This is a genomic window from Labilithrix sp., from assembly GCA_019637155.1.
GTDB lineage: Bacteria > Myxococcota_A > Polyangia > Polyangiales > Polyangiaceae > Labilithrix.
Window position 1 is genome coordinate 297,300 of sequence record JAHBWE010000008.1, and the last position, 16,517, is coordinate 313,816.

Sequence of the window (16,517 nt, forward strand, 5' to 3'; positions counted from 1 at the left end):
AATCCAACGCTCCCAACCACGTCCGAGACAAGATGGCTTTCTCTACGTCCCGCCTTCACCGCCGCGCCCTCACCCTCGTCTCCGTCTGCGCCGTGCTCTACGCGTGCTCGAGCGACAAGACCTCCGGCCCCTCCGCCCCCACCGGACCTGCGCTCCGCGGGCGCGTCGAGGACACGAGCGGCCAGCCGGTCGCCGGGGTCAAGGTCGACGTGGGCGGCAAGACCGCCATGTCCGACGCCTCCGGCCAGTACACGGTGCAGGGCGCGACCGGTGAGCTCGTCGTGCGCTTCAGCAAGACCGGCTTCGCCGACGGCCTCGAGCGCATCACGATCGGCGCGCGCAACGCGACGCAGCTCGACGCCGTCCTCCTCCCCGCCCCCGCCCCCGTCGCCATCAGCGCGGACACCGGCGGCGAGGTGGAAGGCGCGCGCGGCGTGAAGGTCGTCGTCCCGCCGAACGCGCTCGTCGACAAGAGCGGCGCGCCGGTCACGGGATCGGTCGACGTCGTCCTCACGCCGCTCGATCCGAGCAACCCGTCCGAGGTCCGCGCCGCGCCCGGCGACTTCCTCGCCCAGTCCGCGGGACAGCCCGCGATGCTCGAGTCCCTCGGCATGATCGACATCACGATCCGCCGCGGCGAGGAGAAGCTCCAGGTCGCGGCGGGGAAGGAGCTCGACATCCGGATCCCCGCCCCCGCCGGCGCGGCGAACCCCGATCCGACGATCGACCTCTGGAGCTTCGACGAAGTGAAGGGCGTCTGGGTCGCGGAGGGGACCGCGCAGTACGACGCGGCCACGCGCACCTACGTCGCGAAGGCGACCCACCTCTCCTTCTGGAACGCGGACAAGGTCTACCTCGCGACCTGCGCCTGCGGCACCGTCACCGAGAAGGGCGGCGGGCCGCTCGAAGGCGCCCGCGTCGTCGCGAACGGAGTCACGTACTTCGGCACGAGCGAGGCCACGACCGGCGAGGACGGCAAGTTCTGCATCGCGGTCCGGAAGGACTCGGGCGTGAACGTCGCCGCCTACCACAAGAGCGGCGGCGGTCAGGCGCGCGAGATCCAATCGGGCAGCGCCGACACGGACGTCCCGCCGCGGGCGGACGACGCGCGCTGCGTCGACATCGGCACGTGGGAAGTCGAAAAAGACGTCTTCATCGGCTCCGACGGATCGCGGAAGACCTGCGCCGAGGCGCAGAACCTGTTCGGCGGGACCTGCTTCGAGCAGCTCGGGCGGCAGATGGGCGGCTGCTACGACCCGTCGGGCGCGTGCACGATCAGGTACTCGGGCGGCAGCTACGAGATCAGCTACGCGAACGGCGCGAAGATGGTGTCGACCGGAACCGGTCAGGACATGGTGAGCTCCAACGGCACCGTCTGCGCCACGATCGAAGCGGCGTCGATGAACGGGAGCAACTACCAGAGCCGCTACCGCCTCCCGACGGGCGAGGTCTACACGTTCACGTTCGACCAGAGCGGCGGCTACACGATGACCTGCCCGAACGGCCAGTCCACCACGATCACGCCGGAGCAGCAGCAAGCGCTGGCGGCGTGCAGCAGCAACGAAGAGGGCGCGCAAGGCGGCGGCGGCGGCGAGTGCACGGTGGAGGGCCTCCCGAGCTACGACGCGGGCGCCGGAGGCATCGGGACGCCCTGCGAGAACGACTCGACGTGCTCGGCGGGCGGCAACATCTGCTGCGATTTCTCGGACAACAAAGTCTGTTATCCGAAGTCGGTCTGCGATCAGATCAAGCAGCAGGAGCAAGAGCAGTAACCGGTGACTCCCGTCGGGTGACGCTGGCCCGTCTTCCCCTCGGCCGAAAGGTGCGCCAGCGCCGTTCCGGACTGGAATTTTCCCGCCGCCCCGGGATTTCAGGATGGAACGGCGCGTGAACCGACCGGCTGCATGAAGCCGATCTCGCTCCTCGCCGTCGCGCTCTGCTTCGTCACCGGCTGCACGACGATCATCGAGCAGGCGCCCAAGTCGAAGTCGAAGTCGAAAACGGACACGAGCGATCCGGCGGAGATCGTGGGCGACGACGACAGCGAAGACACGAGCGGCCCCGACCCCGACCCCGAGACGAAGCCGCGCGACGAAGGGCTCGGCTTCGGGACGCTCCTGTCGATCTCGAGCTTCGCCGCCGACGAGATGAAGGCCGGCATCACGACCGCGATGCTCGAGGTGCGCTGGGGCGTGGCGGAGCCGGAGGAAGGTCGCTTCGACACCCAGTACCTCACGCAGATGGCGAGCGTGATGGACAAGCATCGCAAGGCGGGCCGCTCGATCACGCTCGGCGTCGTGCTGCACGACACGCCGCGCTGGGTGCTCGCGCTGCCGAACGGCCGCTACGTCGACGACCTGGGTAACACCTCGGACCGCGCCAACTTCGTCTTCAATCAGCGCGTGCGCGACGCGGCCGAGCGCTTCATCCGCGAGATGGTGAAGACGATCCCGCTCGCGGGGATCGATCGGCTGCGCGTCGCCTCGGGCGGCAGCGGCGAAGTGCTTTATCCCGGCGGAGGCACGTATTGGGCATTCGACCGAAATGCCCAGAACGGCCCCGACCTCCCGCCGACGATGGCGAAGAACCCGCTCCCGGGCTGGAAGCCGGGCAACGGCGCGACGCCGCAAGAGGTGAGGTCCTGGGCCGAGTGGTACGTCGGCGGCCTCGACGACGTCGTGCGCTGGCAGATGGACCTCGCGACCGCGCTCGGCTTCGAGGGCCGGTTCGAGGTGCTCACGCCGGGGATGGGCGTACGAAGCGCGGAGTGGGAAGACGCGATCGCGAAGCGCCTGCCGCGCGGCCTCCTCGGCATCGGTCCGGCGTGGCAGGTCTTCTACTCGAAGCTCGGCCCGCGCCGCGACGTCATCGCGTACGTGAGCTCGGTCGCGGATCGCTCCGGCGGCGACGACGGCTGCGAGCCCGGCGACGCGTCGATCGGCGTGACCGACGCGAAGACGACGCGCTGGTCGGCGACGCGCTACATCGCGCGCCTCGCCGCCGAGTACGGCTACGGCCTCAGCGGCGAGAACCCCGGCTTCGCCGACGCCGCCGCGGAGCACTACCGCGATCTGTCGCCGAGCGGAATGCTCGCCGCGAGCCTGCGCCAGGCGAGGACCTGCGGCATGACGAAGCTCTATTGGGCCCACGACGATCGCCTCTGGAACGGCACGATCGCCTTCCCCGACTTCGCCAAGGCGATCGCCGCCCCGTATTGATGTCGCTGTAGCGCTGGCCTAGCTTCGCCGCCCCATGCTGGCGAGAGGATGGCGTCTGACGGCGCTGCGCGGCGTCGTGATCGTCGCTCTGACCTGCGCGGCGATGCACTCGGTCTCCGGAGCGGCGTTCGCGCTCGACGACGGAGGCGCGGACGACGCAGGGTCGGACGCCGACGGCGCGCCGGCGCGGCGCTCCTCCTCGCAGGCGGACCGCGTGCGCGACCTCGTCGCCGGATCGCTCGACGTCGGCGTCTCGCCGTCGTCGCTCTTCGACGCCAAGCTCGAAGACCCCGCCTCCGTCGCGCTCGACGCCGCGCGCATCCGCGCCCTCCTTCGAGGAGCGGGCGACGGCGGCCAGGAGCCCGACGCGTCGTTCTCGACGGAGGCGTGGGACGAGCTCCTCGATCTCGAGCGCACCCGCCTCGCGTTCTACGAGCTGCCGAGCGAGCGCCGCGCCGAGCTGCTCGAGGCGCACGCGCGAAAGGTCGCGCGCTCGCTGCCGAAGGAGACCGACCAGGAGCGGAAGACACGGGAAGCGGAGGAGGAGCGGGCTCGCGCGCTCGAGGCGGCGCAGCGCGCTCAGTCGGAGGCCGAGCGCCTCGTCGCGGAGGAGCTCGCGCGCCTCCTGACGCTCTCCCAGTCGCTCGACGCGACGGAGCATCGCCTGGCGTCCGAAGAGCAGGCGCTCGCTTCCCGTCAGGACGCCATGCTCGGCTGGCAGCGCCGGGTCCGCGAGGCGAAGGCGGGCGGCGAGGCGCAGGTCGACGCGACCTACGACGCCCTCCGCCGCGCCATGCGCGCGACCCGCGACGAGCTCGACGTCGCGCTCGACACGATCGATCGGCCCCTGCCGGCGAGCGACCTCGGTCCCGATCCGCTGGAGGACGTCCCCGCCGGCGTCGACACCTCCCGCGCGCAAGCGAAGCGGCGCGAGCTCGTCGCCAAGTCGGTGCAGCTCCAGGCGCGGGAGCGCGAGGTGCGCGCCGCGCGCCTCGACCGGCTCGTGAAGGAGTCGGAGCTCCTCAACCGCGAGCGGCTCGGGCTGCTCGACAGCCTCTCCGCCTCCAAGCGGAGCGCCCTCACCGGCTTCGACGACGAGGCGTGGGATCAGGCGCGCTCCGAGCTTCGACAGCTCACCCTCATCGCGCGGTATCACCGGTTCGTCGCGACGAGCTGGGTCAAGGAGCTCCGCGGATCGCAGGCGGCGCTGGGGACCACGGTCTGGCACGCGCTCAAGTTCCTCGTCCCCGCGCTCGTCGTCTTCCTCGTCTTCTCCTGGTGGCGGCGCAACGCGCGGGTCGTCCTCCAGGAGATCCAGACGCGGCTCGAGGAGGCCGACCGCGCCGCGCGCGTCACCGCTCCGAGCCTCGCCCTCCGCGCGTTTCGCTTCGTGCGAGCGATCCGGCGTCCGCTCGAGGGCCTCCTCCTCTTCTCGGCGCTGATGTGGCTCTTACCGAGCTCGACGCGGGAGCTGCTCGAGGTCTGGCTCGTCGAGACGATCGTCACCGGCACGCTCGCGGGCGCGCTCGTCGTGAACGTGATCAACGCGAGCTTCGTCGCGCCGGCGAAGCTCGGCGACTCGATCCCCGCTGGAGCGATCGAGCCCGACGCGCTGCGGTTGCGCTCGCTCCGCTTGATCGGCCGCGTCGTCGTCGCGTTCGTCTTGATCCTCGCCATCAGCGCCCGCCTCGTCGACAAGGGCGCGATCTACAGCTGGGTGCTCTCCACCTGCTGGCTCGCCGCCATCCCGATCGCGCTCGTCCTCGTTCGGTGGTGGCGCCCCACCGTCCTGTCGCGCATCGAGCTGGCGCGGAAGAAGTCGCCGCTCCAGCTGTGGGTGCTCGCGCACCGGACCGGTTGGATGAGCTTCCTCGCGGCGACCGTCGCCGCGACCCACCTCTTCTTCACCGCCGGCTACCGCACGGTCCGGTCGTGGCTCACCGGGATCGACCTCGCGCGTCGCGGCGCCGCGTACCTCTTCCGCCGCGAGCTCGACCGGCGGCAGAAGGAGCGCGCCCCCGCCGACGACCTCCCTCTGCCGGAGGAGGTCCATCGCGGGCTCGGCCCGGCGCGCCCGGTCTTCCGGTGGGTGAGCACGCCCGTCGACGAGGCGCTCGACGCTTTGTGCGAGCGCGTCCGCGAAGGAAGGGGCGGCGTCATCGCCGTCGTCGGCGAGCGCGGCGCCGGCAAGTCGGCGGCCCTCTCGCGGATCGCCGAGCGCGCCGGCGGCTGCCTGCGGGCCGCGTGCAGCCGCGAAGCGCAGGGCCTCGAGGCGATCCGCGCGCGCCTCGCCGATCTCGCGGGGCTCCCGCCCGCCACGTCGCTCGACGCGATCGGCGCGTCGCTCGACGAGCCGGGCGCGAAGCGAGCCGTCCTCCTCGACGACGCGCACGTCCACGTCCGCACCGTCATCGGCGGCCTCGAGGAGTTCGACGCGCTCGTCGCCGTCGCGCGGAGCCACAGCCGGCACGCCCTCTGGGTCCTCTCCTTCGACGAGTGCGTCTGGCAGTTCTTGAGCCGCGCGCGCGGGATCCGGCCGCTGTTCGACGGCGTCGTCGCGATCGAGCGCTGGTCGGAGGAGCGGATCGGCGAGCTGATCGAGAGCCGCTCGACGAGCGCGGGGTTCGAGCCGTCGTTCGACGGTCTCCTCGACGCGCTCCCCGCCGGGGCCGACGAGATCGACAAAGAGGACGCGCTGCGCGAGCGGAGGACCGGCTTCTATCGCCTCCTCTGGGACTACGCGCGCGGCAACCCGGGGGTCGCGCTCCACGCCTGGCGCAGCAACGTCGGGATCGACAAGAGCGGCACCGTCCACGTCCGCGACCTCCGGACGCCGAACGCCGGCGAGCTCGAGGACCTCCCCTATCCGACGCTCTTCGTGCTCCGCGCCGCGCTCCAGCTCGCCCCCGCGAGCGCGGGCGACATCGGGCGCGCGACCCAGCTCACGGACATCGAGGTGTCGGACGCGATTCGATACTCCGTCGCGCGCGGCTATCTGGAAGAACGAGCGGGGCGCGTCGACATCACGTGGGACTGGTTTCGGCCCATCACCCGCATCCTTCAACGCCGTCACCTCCTGGTGCTCCGATGATGATTTCACGTCACCTGCGACGCCGCGCGGGCGTCGTGTCGGCCTTCGTCCTCTCGATCCTGTGCGCCCCGCTCCCCGCCGCGGCGCAGGACGCTCCCGACGTCGGCGCGCTCGCGAAGTTCGTGCGGTGGGGCGGCGTCGCGGTGTCGCTCCTCATCATCGTCGGCGCGCTCGTCGCGCTGCGGATCGTCACGAACCTCGCGACCCGTCTCGGCACGCGCTTCGCGAACCGCCGGCCGACGATCCAGAAGGTCGAGTCCGCGACGCGCTTCGGCATCTACATGGTCACGCTCGCGGTCTGCGTCGGGCTCAGCGTCCGCCTCGACCCGACCGCGATCGCGGTCATCGGCGGCGCGCTCGCGTTCGCGGTCGGCTTCGCGATGCGCGACCTCGTCGCCGCCTTCATCGCCGGCATCACGATCATGTTCGATCGCCCGTTCCAGGTCGGCGATCGGGTCGCCTACGCGGGGCAGTACGGCGACATCATCAGCATCGGTCTCCGCAGCGTGCAGATGAACACGCTCGACGACCACATCATCACGATCCCGAACAACAAGATCCTCACCGACGTGACGTCGAGCGCCAACTACGGCGCGCTCGAGATGCAGGTCGGGATGGACTTCTACATCCGGGTGGATCAGGACGCGAAGCTCGCCGCCGCGCTCATCCGCGAGGCATGTTTGACGAGCCCCTACGTCTTCCTCGCGCAGCCCGTCCCGGTGCTCATGAAGCCGATCGTCCTCAACGATCACGTCGTGCTCCACCTGAAGGCGCGCCCCTACGTCTTCGACTGCAAGTTCGAGAAGCCCTTCGAGTCGGACGTCCACTTCCGCGTCCTCGACGCCTTCCGCGCGCACGGGATCGCGCTGCCGCGCGGCTCGGCGGACCTCGTCGGCCCGATCGCCACGTAAGAGCGCGCGCCGTTCCTGAAGACGTCTTCACCTGCGCTTCAGCCTTCGTGAGGGCGAGCGGCGTAGCGTCCTTCGACGATGCCGCGACGCGCGCTCGTCTTGCTCCTCCTCTTCTTCTTCGCATGTTTGGGGGCTTGCTCGAGGCGCGACCCCGCCGAGGAGCCGGCGCACGTGCGGCGGAGCGATCGCTCCGTCGTCCTCTCCGACGCGAGCGCGGCCTGGGTCCGGGTCGAGCGCGCGCGCACGCAGGCCGCGGGCCGGACGCGCAGCTTCGCCGGACGTGTCGCCTTCGACGAGCGCCGCGTCGCCCGCGTCGGCCCCGCGGTGGGAGGCCGCGTCTCGTCGGTCTCGTTCGTCCGCGGCGACGAGGTGAAGAAGGGCGACGTGCTCCTCACGGTCTACGCGCCGGACGTCACGAGCGCGCAGGCGCAGCTCACGCAGGCGAAGACGGCGCGCTCCCTCGCCGAGCGCGCCGCCGCGCGCGCGCGCACGCTGGTGCGCGACGGCGCCGGCTCCGACGCCGAGCGCGAGAGCGCGGAGTCGGCGCTCGCGAGCGCCGTGACGGAGGAGGCGCGCGCCGCCGCCGCGCTCGCCGCGATCGGCGGCGCGGCGGGGCCGACCGGCTACGCGCTCCGCTCGCCGATCGCCGGCCGCGTCATCGAGAAGAACGTCGCCGTCGGCGCGCAGGTCACGCCCGGCGGAGACAAACCGCTGTTCACGATCGGCGACCTCGGCACGGTGTGGATCGTCGCCGACGTCTTCGAGCAGGACCTCGCCGCGGTGAAAGAAGGAGCGGAGGCGACGATCCAGGTGCTCGCGCTGAAGGGCCGGACCTGGACCGGCGCGGTCACCCAGCTCTCGAGCGTGGTCGATCCGGGGACGCGCGCGGTCGAGGCGCGAATCGAGCTCCCGAACGCCGACGGCGCGCTCCGCCCCGGCATGACCGCGCGCGTGTTCATGCGAGGCGCCGCCGGCGCGGGGGCCGAGGTCCCGGCCGCGGCCCTCCTCGCGCGGCGCGATCAGTTCTTCGTCTTCGTGCGCCACGCCGACGGCTCGTTCCGCGAGCGCGAGGTGCAGGTCGCGGGGCAGTACGGCGAGCACGCCACGATCGCCTCCGGCCTCCAGCCGGGCGAGGAGGTCGTGACCGAAGGCGCGATCCTCCTCGACGCCGAAGTGAACGAGGCGCTCTGACGTGATCGGCCGCGTCGTCGATTTTTCGCTCCGGCGCCGCGGGCTCGTCTTCGCGTTCGTCGTCGTGCTCGTCCTCGCCGGCGTGCGCGGCTTCACGCGCCTCCCGATCGAGGCCTACCCCGACGTCGCCGACACGTGGGTCCAGATCATCACCCAGTGGCCCGGGCACGCGGCGGAGGAGATCGAGCGGCAGATCACGGTCCCGATCGAGCGCGTGATGAACGGGGTCCCGAAGAAGACCGTCGTCCGCTCGACCTCGATCGGCGGCCTCAGCGTCGTCACCCTCGTCTTCGCGGACGGCACCGACAGCTACTTCGCGCGGCAGCAAGTCAGCGAGCGCCTCGACGAGATCGAGCTCCCGCCCGGCGCCCAGCGCGGCCTCGGACCGCTCGCGAGCCCCGTCGGCGAGATCCTGCGCTATCGCCTCGTCAACTGCGCGACGCACCGGATCGCGGCCTGCCGCGACGAGGACGTCGCGCAGCCGCCGAAGCCGCTCACCGAGCTGAAGGACCTCGAGGAGTACGTCGTCGAGCGCGAGCTGCTCGCGACGGACGGCGTCGCCGACGTCGTGAGCTTCGGCGGGACGACGAAGCAGTACCAGGTCTTCGTCGATCCGATCCTCCTCGCCGCGCACGCGCTCACCTTCGAGGACGTCGCGAAGGCGCTCGCGGACGCGAACGGCAACGCCGGCGGCGGCGTGATCGCGCTCGGGCGCGCCGCGCTCAACGTCCGCGGGGTGGGGCTGCTCTCGCCGGAGCAGATCGGCGACGTCATGCTCAAGAACGACGACGTGCCGGTGCGCGTGCGCCAGGTCGCGCGCGTCACGGTCGGGCACCGCCCGCGCCTCGGCCGCGTCAGCGTCGACGGCGAGCGCGACGTCGTCGCCGCGATCGTCCTCCTCCGCAAAGGCGAGCAGGCGGACGCGACCCTCGCCGCGCTCCACGCCCGGATCGACGACGTCAACGCGCGCGTCCTCCCGCGCGGGGTGAAGATCGGCGCCTACTACGACCGCACCGAGCTGATGAAGAGCACGACGCGGACCGTGCTCCAGAACCTCGTCGAGGGGATGCTCCTCATCACCCTCGTGCTGTTCGCGTTCGTCGGGAACGCGCGCGCCGCCGTCGTCGCCGCGATCACGATCCCGCTCGCGCTCCTCTTCGCGTTCGTGTGCATGGACGCGGCCGGGATCCCGGCGAACCTCCTCTCGATCGGCGCGCTCGACTTCGGGATGATCGTCGACGGCGCGATCGTGATGGTCGAGAACACGTTCCGCCACGTCGCGCGCACGCAGGAGCGCGGCGAGAGACACGACCTCCGCGACGTCGCGCGCGCCGCGAGCCGCGAGGTCGCGCGCCCGGTCGTCTTCGCGATGACGACGATCATCCTCGCCTACCTGCCGATCTTCACCCTCGAGCGCGTGGAGGGGAAGCTCTTCCGCCCGATGGCGTGGACGGTCGCGTTCGCGATCCTCGGCGCGCTCGTCGTCTCGATCACGGTCGTCCCCGTCCTCACGACCTACCTCTTCAAGGCGCGCCTCCGCGAGTGGGAGAACCCGCTCCTCCGCTGGACGTGGGCGGCGTACCGCCCGCTCCTCGCGCGCGTCTTGCGCGCTCCGCGCGTCGTCGTCGCCGTCGCGATCGCGCTCCTCGTCACGGACGCCGTCCTCCTCGCGCGGACCGGGAGCGAGTTCCTCCCCCACCTCGACGAGGGCGCGGTGTGGATGCGCGCGACCTTGCCGTCGAACGTCTCGCTCGCGGAGGCGGAGGCGCTCGTCGACGGCGTCCACACGCCGGCGCGCGACACGGTCGGCGTCCGCGAGATCCTCGAGCGCTACCCGGAGATCCGGACGACGGCGATCCAGCTCGGGCGCCCCGACGACGGCACCGATCCGACCGGCTTCTACAACGCCGAATTCCTCCTCGTGCTCGAAGGCCGATCGCGCTGGCGGAAGGAGCTCCACGGCAAGAAGGACGAGCTCATCGCCGCGATCACGAAGGACGTCTCCGTGATCCCCGGCGTCGCCTTCGGGTTCTCGCAGCCGATCGCCGACAACGTGGAGGAGGCCCTCACCGGCGTGAAGGGGCAGCTCGCGGTGAAGATCACCGGCGACGACCTCAACGCGCTCGACGACGTCGCCGATCGGATCGCGCGGAGCATCCAGCCGGTCGCCGGCGTCGTCGATCTCACCGTCGTGCGCGAGCTCGGGCAGTCGAACGTCAACGTCGAGATCGCGCGCGATCGCGCGGAGCGCTTCGGCCTCACCGTCGCGGAGGTCGAGGACGTGATCGAGGACGGCGTCGGCGGGCAGGTCGTCTCCCACGTCGTGGAGGGCGAGCGCCGCCACGAGCTCGTCGTCCGCTACGCCGCGGAGCACCGCGACGACGTCGACGCGCTGAAGGAGCTCCTGATCCCGCGCGCGGGCGGCCGCCTCGTGCCGCTCGCGCACGTCGCCGACGTGAACGTCGTCGGCGGCGCGTCGCGCATCTTCCGCGAGGACGGCCGCCGCTACATCGCGGTGCGCTTCGGCGTGCGCGGGCGCGACCTCGGCTCCACGGTCGAGGAGGCGCAGGCGCGCGTCGCGAAGGAGGTGCGCGTCCCCGCCGGCTACGACGTCGAGTGGGGCGGCGAGCTCGAGAGCGCGCGGCGCGCCGGAGAGCGCCTCGCGCTCATCCTCCCGGTCACGCTCGTCGCGATCTTCGGCCTCCTCCTCCTCGCGTTCCATCGCCTCCGCGACGCCGCCGTCGTCCTCTCGAACGTGCTCCTCACGTCGCCGGTGGGCGGCCTCGCCGCGCTCCTCGCGACCGGGACGAGCTTCTCCGTCTCCGCCGGGGTCGGCTTCCTCGCGCTCTTCGGCGTCGCGGTGCAGACCGGCGTCGTCCTCGTCGCGCGCGTGAACGAGAGCCGCGCGGAGGGGCGGAGCATCGACGACGCGCTCACGGAGGCGGTGCGGACGCGGCTCCGCCCGATCGTGATGATGGCGCTCGTCGCGACGCTCGGCCTCCTCCCCGCCGCGGTGAGCACCGGGATCGGCTCCGACTCGCAGAAGCCGCTCGCGATCGTGGTGGTGGGCGGCCTCTTCTCGTCGCTCGCGCTCTCGCTCGCGATCTTGCCTCCGCTCTACAAGCTGCTCGCGCGAAAGGACGGCATCGAATGAGACGGCTCCGTTGGATCGGGATCCTCGCGCTCGTGCTCGCCTTCGCTCGTCCCGCGCGCGCGAGCGACGACGGCGCGCCGACGCTGACGGCGGAGCAGCTCTTCGATCGGTGGCTCCGCGCGAGCGCGGAGGTGCAGGGCCTGTGCGCGCAGGTCGGCGCCGCGCGCTGGGACGCCGTCACCGCGCGGACGCTCCCGAACCCGGAGCTCCAGCTCGCCGTGAACCAGCTCGTCGGCGGCGCGCCGCCGGACAGCAAGACCGGCTACGTCGGGCAGGTGAGCTGGGAGCTGCCGCTCTTCGGCCAGGTCCCCGCGCGCCGGCGCGCGGCGGAGGCGCGCGTCACCGTCGCGGAGGCGACCGCGCTGATGACGCTGTGGGAGCGCGCCGCGGAGATGCAGAGCGCGATGATCGACGCCGCGTTCGCCGACGCGCGCGCGACGATGATGGCGCGGGACCTCGCCGAGCTCGAGCGGCTCGGGCGCATCGTCGCGACGCGCGCGAACGCGGGCGCGAACAGCCAGTACGACGTCCTCCGCGTCACGTCCGCGGCGACGACGGTGCGCGCCGCGCTCGCCGCCGCGGAGACGGAGCGCGCCGCCGCCGAGTCGCGCCTCCTCGCCGCGATGGCGGAGCCGAGCCTCACGCGCGTCCACGTCACGCGCGCGGGCCTCGCCGCGTTCCGGGGCCCGCAAGAAGAGGCGGCGCTGGTCCGCCTCGCGCTCGAGCGCCGCCCCGACCTCGAGCTCGCGCGGCGCAACGTCGTCGCCGCGAACCGCGCCGCGGAGCGAGAGCGGCGCGACGCGATCCCGTCGCCGAGCCTCGTCGCGGGCGCGCTCGCGGTCGCGGGTCCGAACGGCTTCCAGGTCACGGGCGGCGTGTCGTTCCCGCTCCCGGTCTTCGATCGGAGGCAGGGCCCGATCGGTCGCGCGCTCGCGGAGGCGCACGCGAACGAGCTCTTCGCGACGGCGCTCGAGGCGCGGATCGCGAACGAGGTGCGAGGCGCGTGGCGCGCGCGCGAGGCCGCCCGCGCCGCGCTCGCGGAGTACCGCGCCGCGGCGCTCCCCGCGGCGGCGGAGCTGCTCCGCCGCGCGGAGACGACCTACCAGGCGGGGACGTTCTCGATCGCGGAGCTCTTCGACGCGTACCGCTCGACCTGGGACGCGCGCCTGCAGGAGCTCGATCTCGAACGTACGATGGCGACGGCGGAGGTCGCGGTCGAGCGCGCCGCCGTCCTCGTCCCGCTCGCGCCGGTCGATCGCGGCCCACTGTTGACCCACGGTCAATAGCGCGAGACTCTATTGACCGTGAGTCAACGAGCAGGCTCGAACCGAAAGAGGCTCCTCATCGTCGACGACGAGCCGTTGGTTCACCGCACGCTGAGCCGCGCGCTCAGGCCCCACATCGACGTCGTGAGCAAGCTCGGCCCGGCGGAGGCGCTCGACGAGCTCGGCGAAGAGCTCGCCGCCTTCGACGTCGTCCTCGTCGACGTGTGCATGCAGGGCGACGCCGACGGCCTCGACTTCTACCGCCATCACCTCGAGGGCCTCCCGGTCACGCGCCGGCCGCTCGTGATCTTCATGACGGGAGACGAGCGCGCCGCGTCGATGATCGCCGGCACGATGAACGTGTGCTGTCTCGCGAAGCCGTTCACGCTCGCGGAGCTGCGCGAGGCGATGGCGGAGCACCTCGCCTCGGCCGGGAGCGATCTGCATCCTTCGTGAGCCCGTCACCGCTGCGGCGCCGAGCTCCGCGGCAGGTGCATGCAGAAGACGCTGCCGCCGGAGGGCGGGCACGTGAGCGTGACGTCTCCGCCGTGGGCGCGGGAGACGAGGCGCACGAACGTGAGGCCCAGCCCTCGGTTCGTCTTCGCCGCCACCGGAGACGAGACCTGCACGTACCGCTCGAAGATCCGCTCGCGGACCTCGTCGCGGACGCCGGGGCCGTCGTCGGCGATCTCGAGCACCACGTCGTCCGCGTCCGCGCTGGCGGAGAGCACGACGCGGCGAGCGTGCTCGATCGCGTTGTCGACGAGGTTCTCGAGCGCGCGCGAGATGAGCTCGTGGTCGATCTCGACCCAGAGCTCGCCGGCGGGGGGCTCGCACTCGATCTGCGAGCCACGAAGGCGTGCCTCCTTGCGCGCGTAGCGCTCGGCGTCGCGGAGGAGATCGGCCACGTCCACGCGCTCGCGCCGGAGCGTCATCACGTTCGTCTCGAGGCGCGTCGTGTCGAGGAGGTTCAACAACATCCGCTGGAGACGCCGCACTCCTGCCACGCCGTCCTCGAACGCCTCCCGGACGTCCACGCTCTGGTGCGGTCCGCCGTACTGCTGGACGTACTGGAGCGAGCCGAGCACCGTCATGAGCGGGTTCTTCATGTCGTGGATCAGGAGCTCGTTGAGGCGCGTCTTCATCCGATCGATCGTGAGCTCGCGCGCGATGTCCTCGAGGACGAGCATCCCGTACGGCGCGCCGCCCGACTCGAACGACCGCATCCGGACACGGACGTCGCGTGAGCCGGGGAGGTGGGGCGGGGCGAAGCCATACTCCAGCGTCACGTCGATCGGCTTCACTCCGATCTCGCGCGCGAACCGGTCGCCGAGATCGCGCACCGCCATGCACGGCGCGATCTCCTGGAAGAACGGCCGGCCGAGGACGTTCTCGCGCCGCCGCCCCGAGAGCTCCTCCTCCGTGCGATTGAACACGACGGCGCACCCGGCGCGGTCGAGCACGATGATGCCGACCGGGAGATGGTCGAAGATCTCGCACAAGAACGACGCTGACATCGATAAACCCATTTATACTGATTCAAGTATCGTTCTACCGCACGCGGCCGAGCTCGACGTGGAAACACGTCCCCTTCTCGGCGGCGGACTCCACCGCGATCCTTCCGTCGTGCGCGCGGACGATCCGGTCGGCGATGTAGAGGCCGAGCCCGAGCCCCGCCGATCGGGTGCAGGGGTAGCGCGTCCGCTTGAAGGGGTCGAACAGCGTCGGCAGGAGGGCGGGGTCGATCGGCGGCCCCTGGTTGTAGACGTCGATCGCGACGCCCTGCTCGAACGTCTTCACCGCGACCCGGACGGGATCGGTCGCCGAGCCGTGAGTGACGGCGTTCTCGACGAGGTTCGAGAGCACCTGCTCGAACCGGTCGGCGTCGACGAGCACCTTGCAGTCGTCGGGCGGCGCGCTCGTGCCCTCCGCCGGCTCGGACGTGAGCTCGAAGCGTCGATCGGGGTGCGCGGCGCACGCCTCTTCGATGATCTTCCCGACGATCGGGAGGAGCGGCTGCTCGGACGGCTCGACCGGGATCCCGCCGTTGAAGCGGTCGCGCGTCAGGTCGAGGAGCTGCTCGATCATCCGCTGCATCCGGACCCCGCTCGTGACGATGCGCTCGAGGTTCTTCTGCACGTGGGGCGGCAGGTCCTCGCCGTGCGTGAGCTCCAGCCGCGCGGCCATCAGGATCGTGTGGAGCGGGTTGCGGAGATCGTGGCCCACGATCCCGAGGAGCTCGTCCTTGAACGCGTTGTTCCGCTCCGCGGTCATGCGCGCGTCACACTCGCGCTTCAGGCAATTGCGCAGCGCCTCCTCGATCTCGCTGCGCTCTTGGAGGGAGCTCCGCAGCGCGCTCTCGAGCTCCTTTCGCCGCTGGATCTCGCACTCGAGGAGCTCGGCCCGCCGTCGGAGAAGCGCGACCTGCTTCATGGCCGCCCTTCGGACGATGCGCGCTCGTACGCGACGGTCGGCGCGAGGTGAGGAGCGTCCGCGAGGAGGGCGCGATAGCGTTCGCGCGCTTCGTCGAGCCGCCCGAGGCGCCACTCGGCCTCCGCGACGCCGAGCCGGGCGGGGACGAACGTCGGGCTCTCGGCGAGCGCGCGCTCGTAGAGGCGCTTCGCCTCCACGGGGTCGCCGGCCCGAAGCATCGCGTCGGCCTTGTCGGCGAACGCCTCCGCGAGGGTCCGCGGCGGCGACGTCGCGGGCGCGAGGGCACGCCGCGGCGGCGCGCCGGCTTTGACGACGAACGCCGCGTGCGGCGCGGCGTTCTCCGCCGGGGCGGCGGGCGAGGTGGCGAGCAGCGACGACGACGCGGCCTTCGCTGCGGGGACGTCGGACGCGGAGGACACGGCGGGCGTCCCCTTCGATCGCGGCGGATCGGGCTCGTTCGCGGCGACGCCCGCCGCGATCGCGGCGACGAAAAGCATGACGGCGACGACGCCGCCGAGGACGGCGGGGAGCGACGAAGCGCGACGTTCGCTCGAGCGCGGAGCGGCCGCGGGCGCGGGCGTGACGGCGCCGAAAGGAACGGGGCGCGACGTCGTGGCCGAAGCGGGGCGGAGCGGGGTCGCGTCGCTCGGGTCCAGGATCGTCACGTCGTCGTCGTCCGTGACGTCGACGATGGGCGCGTGCGACGACGGCGGCGGGAGCATCGGCACGGTGGGCGTGAGCTCCGGCGGCGGCAGCGGCGTGCGCGTCATCGCGATCAGCTGGGCGAGCGAAGGCGTGGCCTCGCGCAGAGCGGGCGGCTCCTTGCGCGCGAAGACGGGGTGGTATTTACGCGCGCTCGACGGGACGACCGGCGTCCGCTCCGGCGGCGTGTACCGCGCGACCCGGCGCGTGGGTTTGTCGGAGCGCCCGAGGCGCAGGACCTCGCGCTTCATCTCGACGAGCGTGCGCATCGCCGGGTCGTCGTGGCTCCGCCGGAGCGCCGCGGCGGCGTCGAAGCTGCTCACGCAACGCACGCAGCGGTAGTAGAGCCGATCGTGAACGAGCATCGCCTCGCGAATGCCGCAGAGGTTCTTGCAATCGGGACAAGGGATCATCGTGAGTCTCCTCGGGAGATGAAGCGGAGCTTCATGCGCTGGCCGTGACGCGCGACGAGAGACCGCGCTGCAACCGCTGCTCCATCACGTCGGGCGCGGAGTACGCGCGGCGCGCGCGAAGACGCGAGCGTGGGCATCG

The 16,517-nt window shown here is 71.9% G+C and carries 11 protein-coding genes; 8 read left to right on the forward strand and 3 right to left on the reverse strand.

Translation table 11 applies throughout. The features are described from left to right. Window positions 1-32 precede the first annotated feature (32 nt). From KF837_19060 to KF837_19095, 8 genes are all read left to right on the forward strand, one after another. Window positions 33-1,772: a carboxypeptidase regulatory-like domain-containing protein gene (locus KF837_19060; protein MBX3229426.1), complete on the forward strand. Its 1,740-nt coding sequence runs from the start codon at window positions 33-35 to the stop codon at window positions 1,770-1,772. A 132-nt stretch (window positions 1,773-1,904) separates the two neighbouring features. Next, window positions 1,905-3,218: a hypothetical protein gene (locus KF837_19065; GenBank protein ID MBX3229427.1), complete on the forward strand. Its 1,314-nt coding sequence runs from the start codon at window positions 1,905-1,907 to the stop codon at window positions 3,216-3,218. Window positions 3,219-3,252: 34 nt separating this feature from the next. After that, window positions 3,253-6,309 (forward strand): ATP-binding protein, encoded by a 3,057-nt coding sequence (locus tag KF837_19070; protein MBX3229428.1) that lies wholly within the window; start codon window positions 3,253-3,255, stop codon window positions 6,307-6,309. After that, entirely contained in the window at window positions 6,306-7,220 is a 915-nt protein-coding gene (locus KF837_19075; GenBank protein ID MBX3229429.1) for a mechanosensitive ion channel, read from the forward strand. Before KF837_19070 ends, KF837_19075 begins: the two co-directional genes overlap by 4 nt. 78 nt (window positions 7,221-7,298) lie before the next feature. After that, window positions 7,299-8,411, forward strand: a complete 1,113-nt coding sequence (locus tag KF837_19080; protein MBX3229430.1) for an efflux RND transporter periplasmic adaptor subunit — start codon at window positions 7,299-7,301, stop codon at window positions 8,409-8,411. A 1-nt stretch (window position 8,412) separates the two neighbouring features. Continuing rightward, the gene (locus KF837_19085) at window positions 8,413-11,565 is read left to right on the forward strand and encodes an efflux RND transporter permease subunit (GenBank protein MBX3229431.1); all 3,153 of its coding nucleotides are present in this window, start codon (window positions 8,413-8,415) and stop codon (window positions 11,563-11,565) included. Beyond that, window positions 11,562-12,851, forward strand: a complete 1,290-nt coding sequence (locus KF837_19090; GenBank protein MBX3229432.1) for a TolC family protein — start codon at window positions 11,562-11,564, stop codon at window positions 12,849-12,851. Before KF837_19085 ends, KF837_19090 begins: the two co-directional genes overlap by 4 nt. 18 nt (window positions 12,852-12,869) lie before the next feature. Next, window positions 12,870-13,286, forward strand: coding sequence for a response regulator (locus KF837_19095; GenBank protein ID MBX3229433.1), 417 nt, complete (start codon window positions 12,870-12,872; stop codon window positions 13,284-13,286). Between the two features lie 5 nt (window positions 13,287-13,291). Here the strand turns inward: KF837_19095 and KF837_19100 are convergent, their stop codons facing one another. From KF837_19100 to KF837_19110, 3 genes are read right to left on the reverse strand one after another with little or no spacing between them, the layout of a single operon-like run. Next, on the reverse strand, window positions 13,292-14,347 hold the full coding sequence (locus tag KF837_19100; protein MBX3229434.1) for a PAS domain-containing protein: 1,056 nt from the start codon (window positions 14,345-14,347) through the stop codon (window positions 13,292-13,294). A 34-nt stretch (window positions 14,348-14,381) separates the two neighbouring features. After that, window positions 14,382-15,263: a HAMP domain-containing histidine kinase gene (locus KF837_19105; GenBank protein MBX3229435.1), complete on the reverse strand. Its 882-nt coding sequence runs from the start codon at window positions 15,261-15,263 to the stop codon at window positions 14,382-14,384. After that, the gene (locus tag KF837_19110; GenBank protein MBX3229436.1) at window positions 15,260-16,378 is read right to left on the reverse strand and encodes a tetratricopeptide repeat protein; all 1,119 of its coding nucleotides are present in this window, start codon (window positions 16,376-16,378) and stop codon (window positions 15,260-15,262) included. The genes KF837_19105 and KF837_19110 overlap by 4 nt, the downstream gene beginning before the upstream one ends. Window positions 16,379-16,517: the final 139 nt, after the last annotated feature.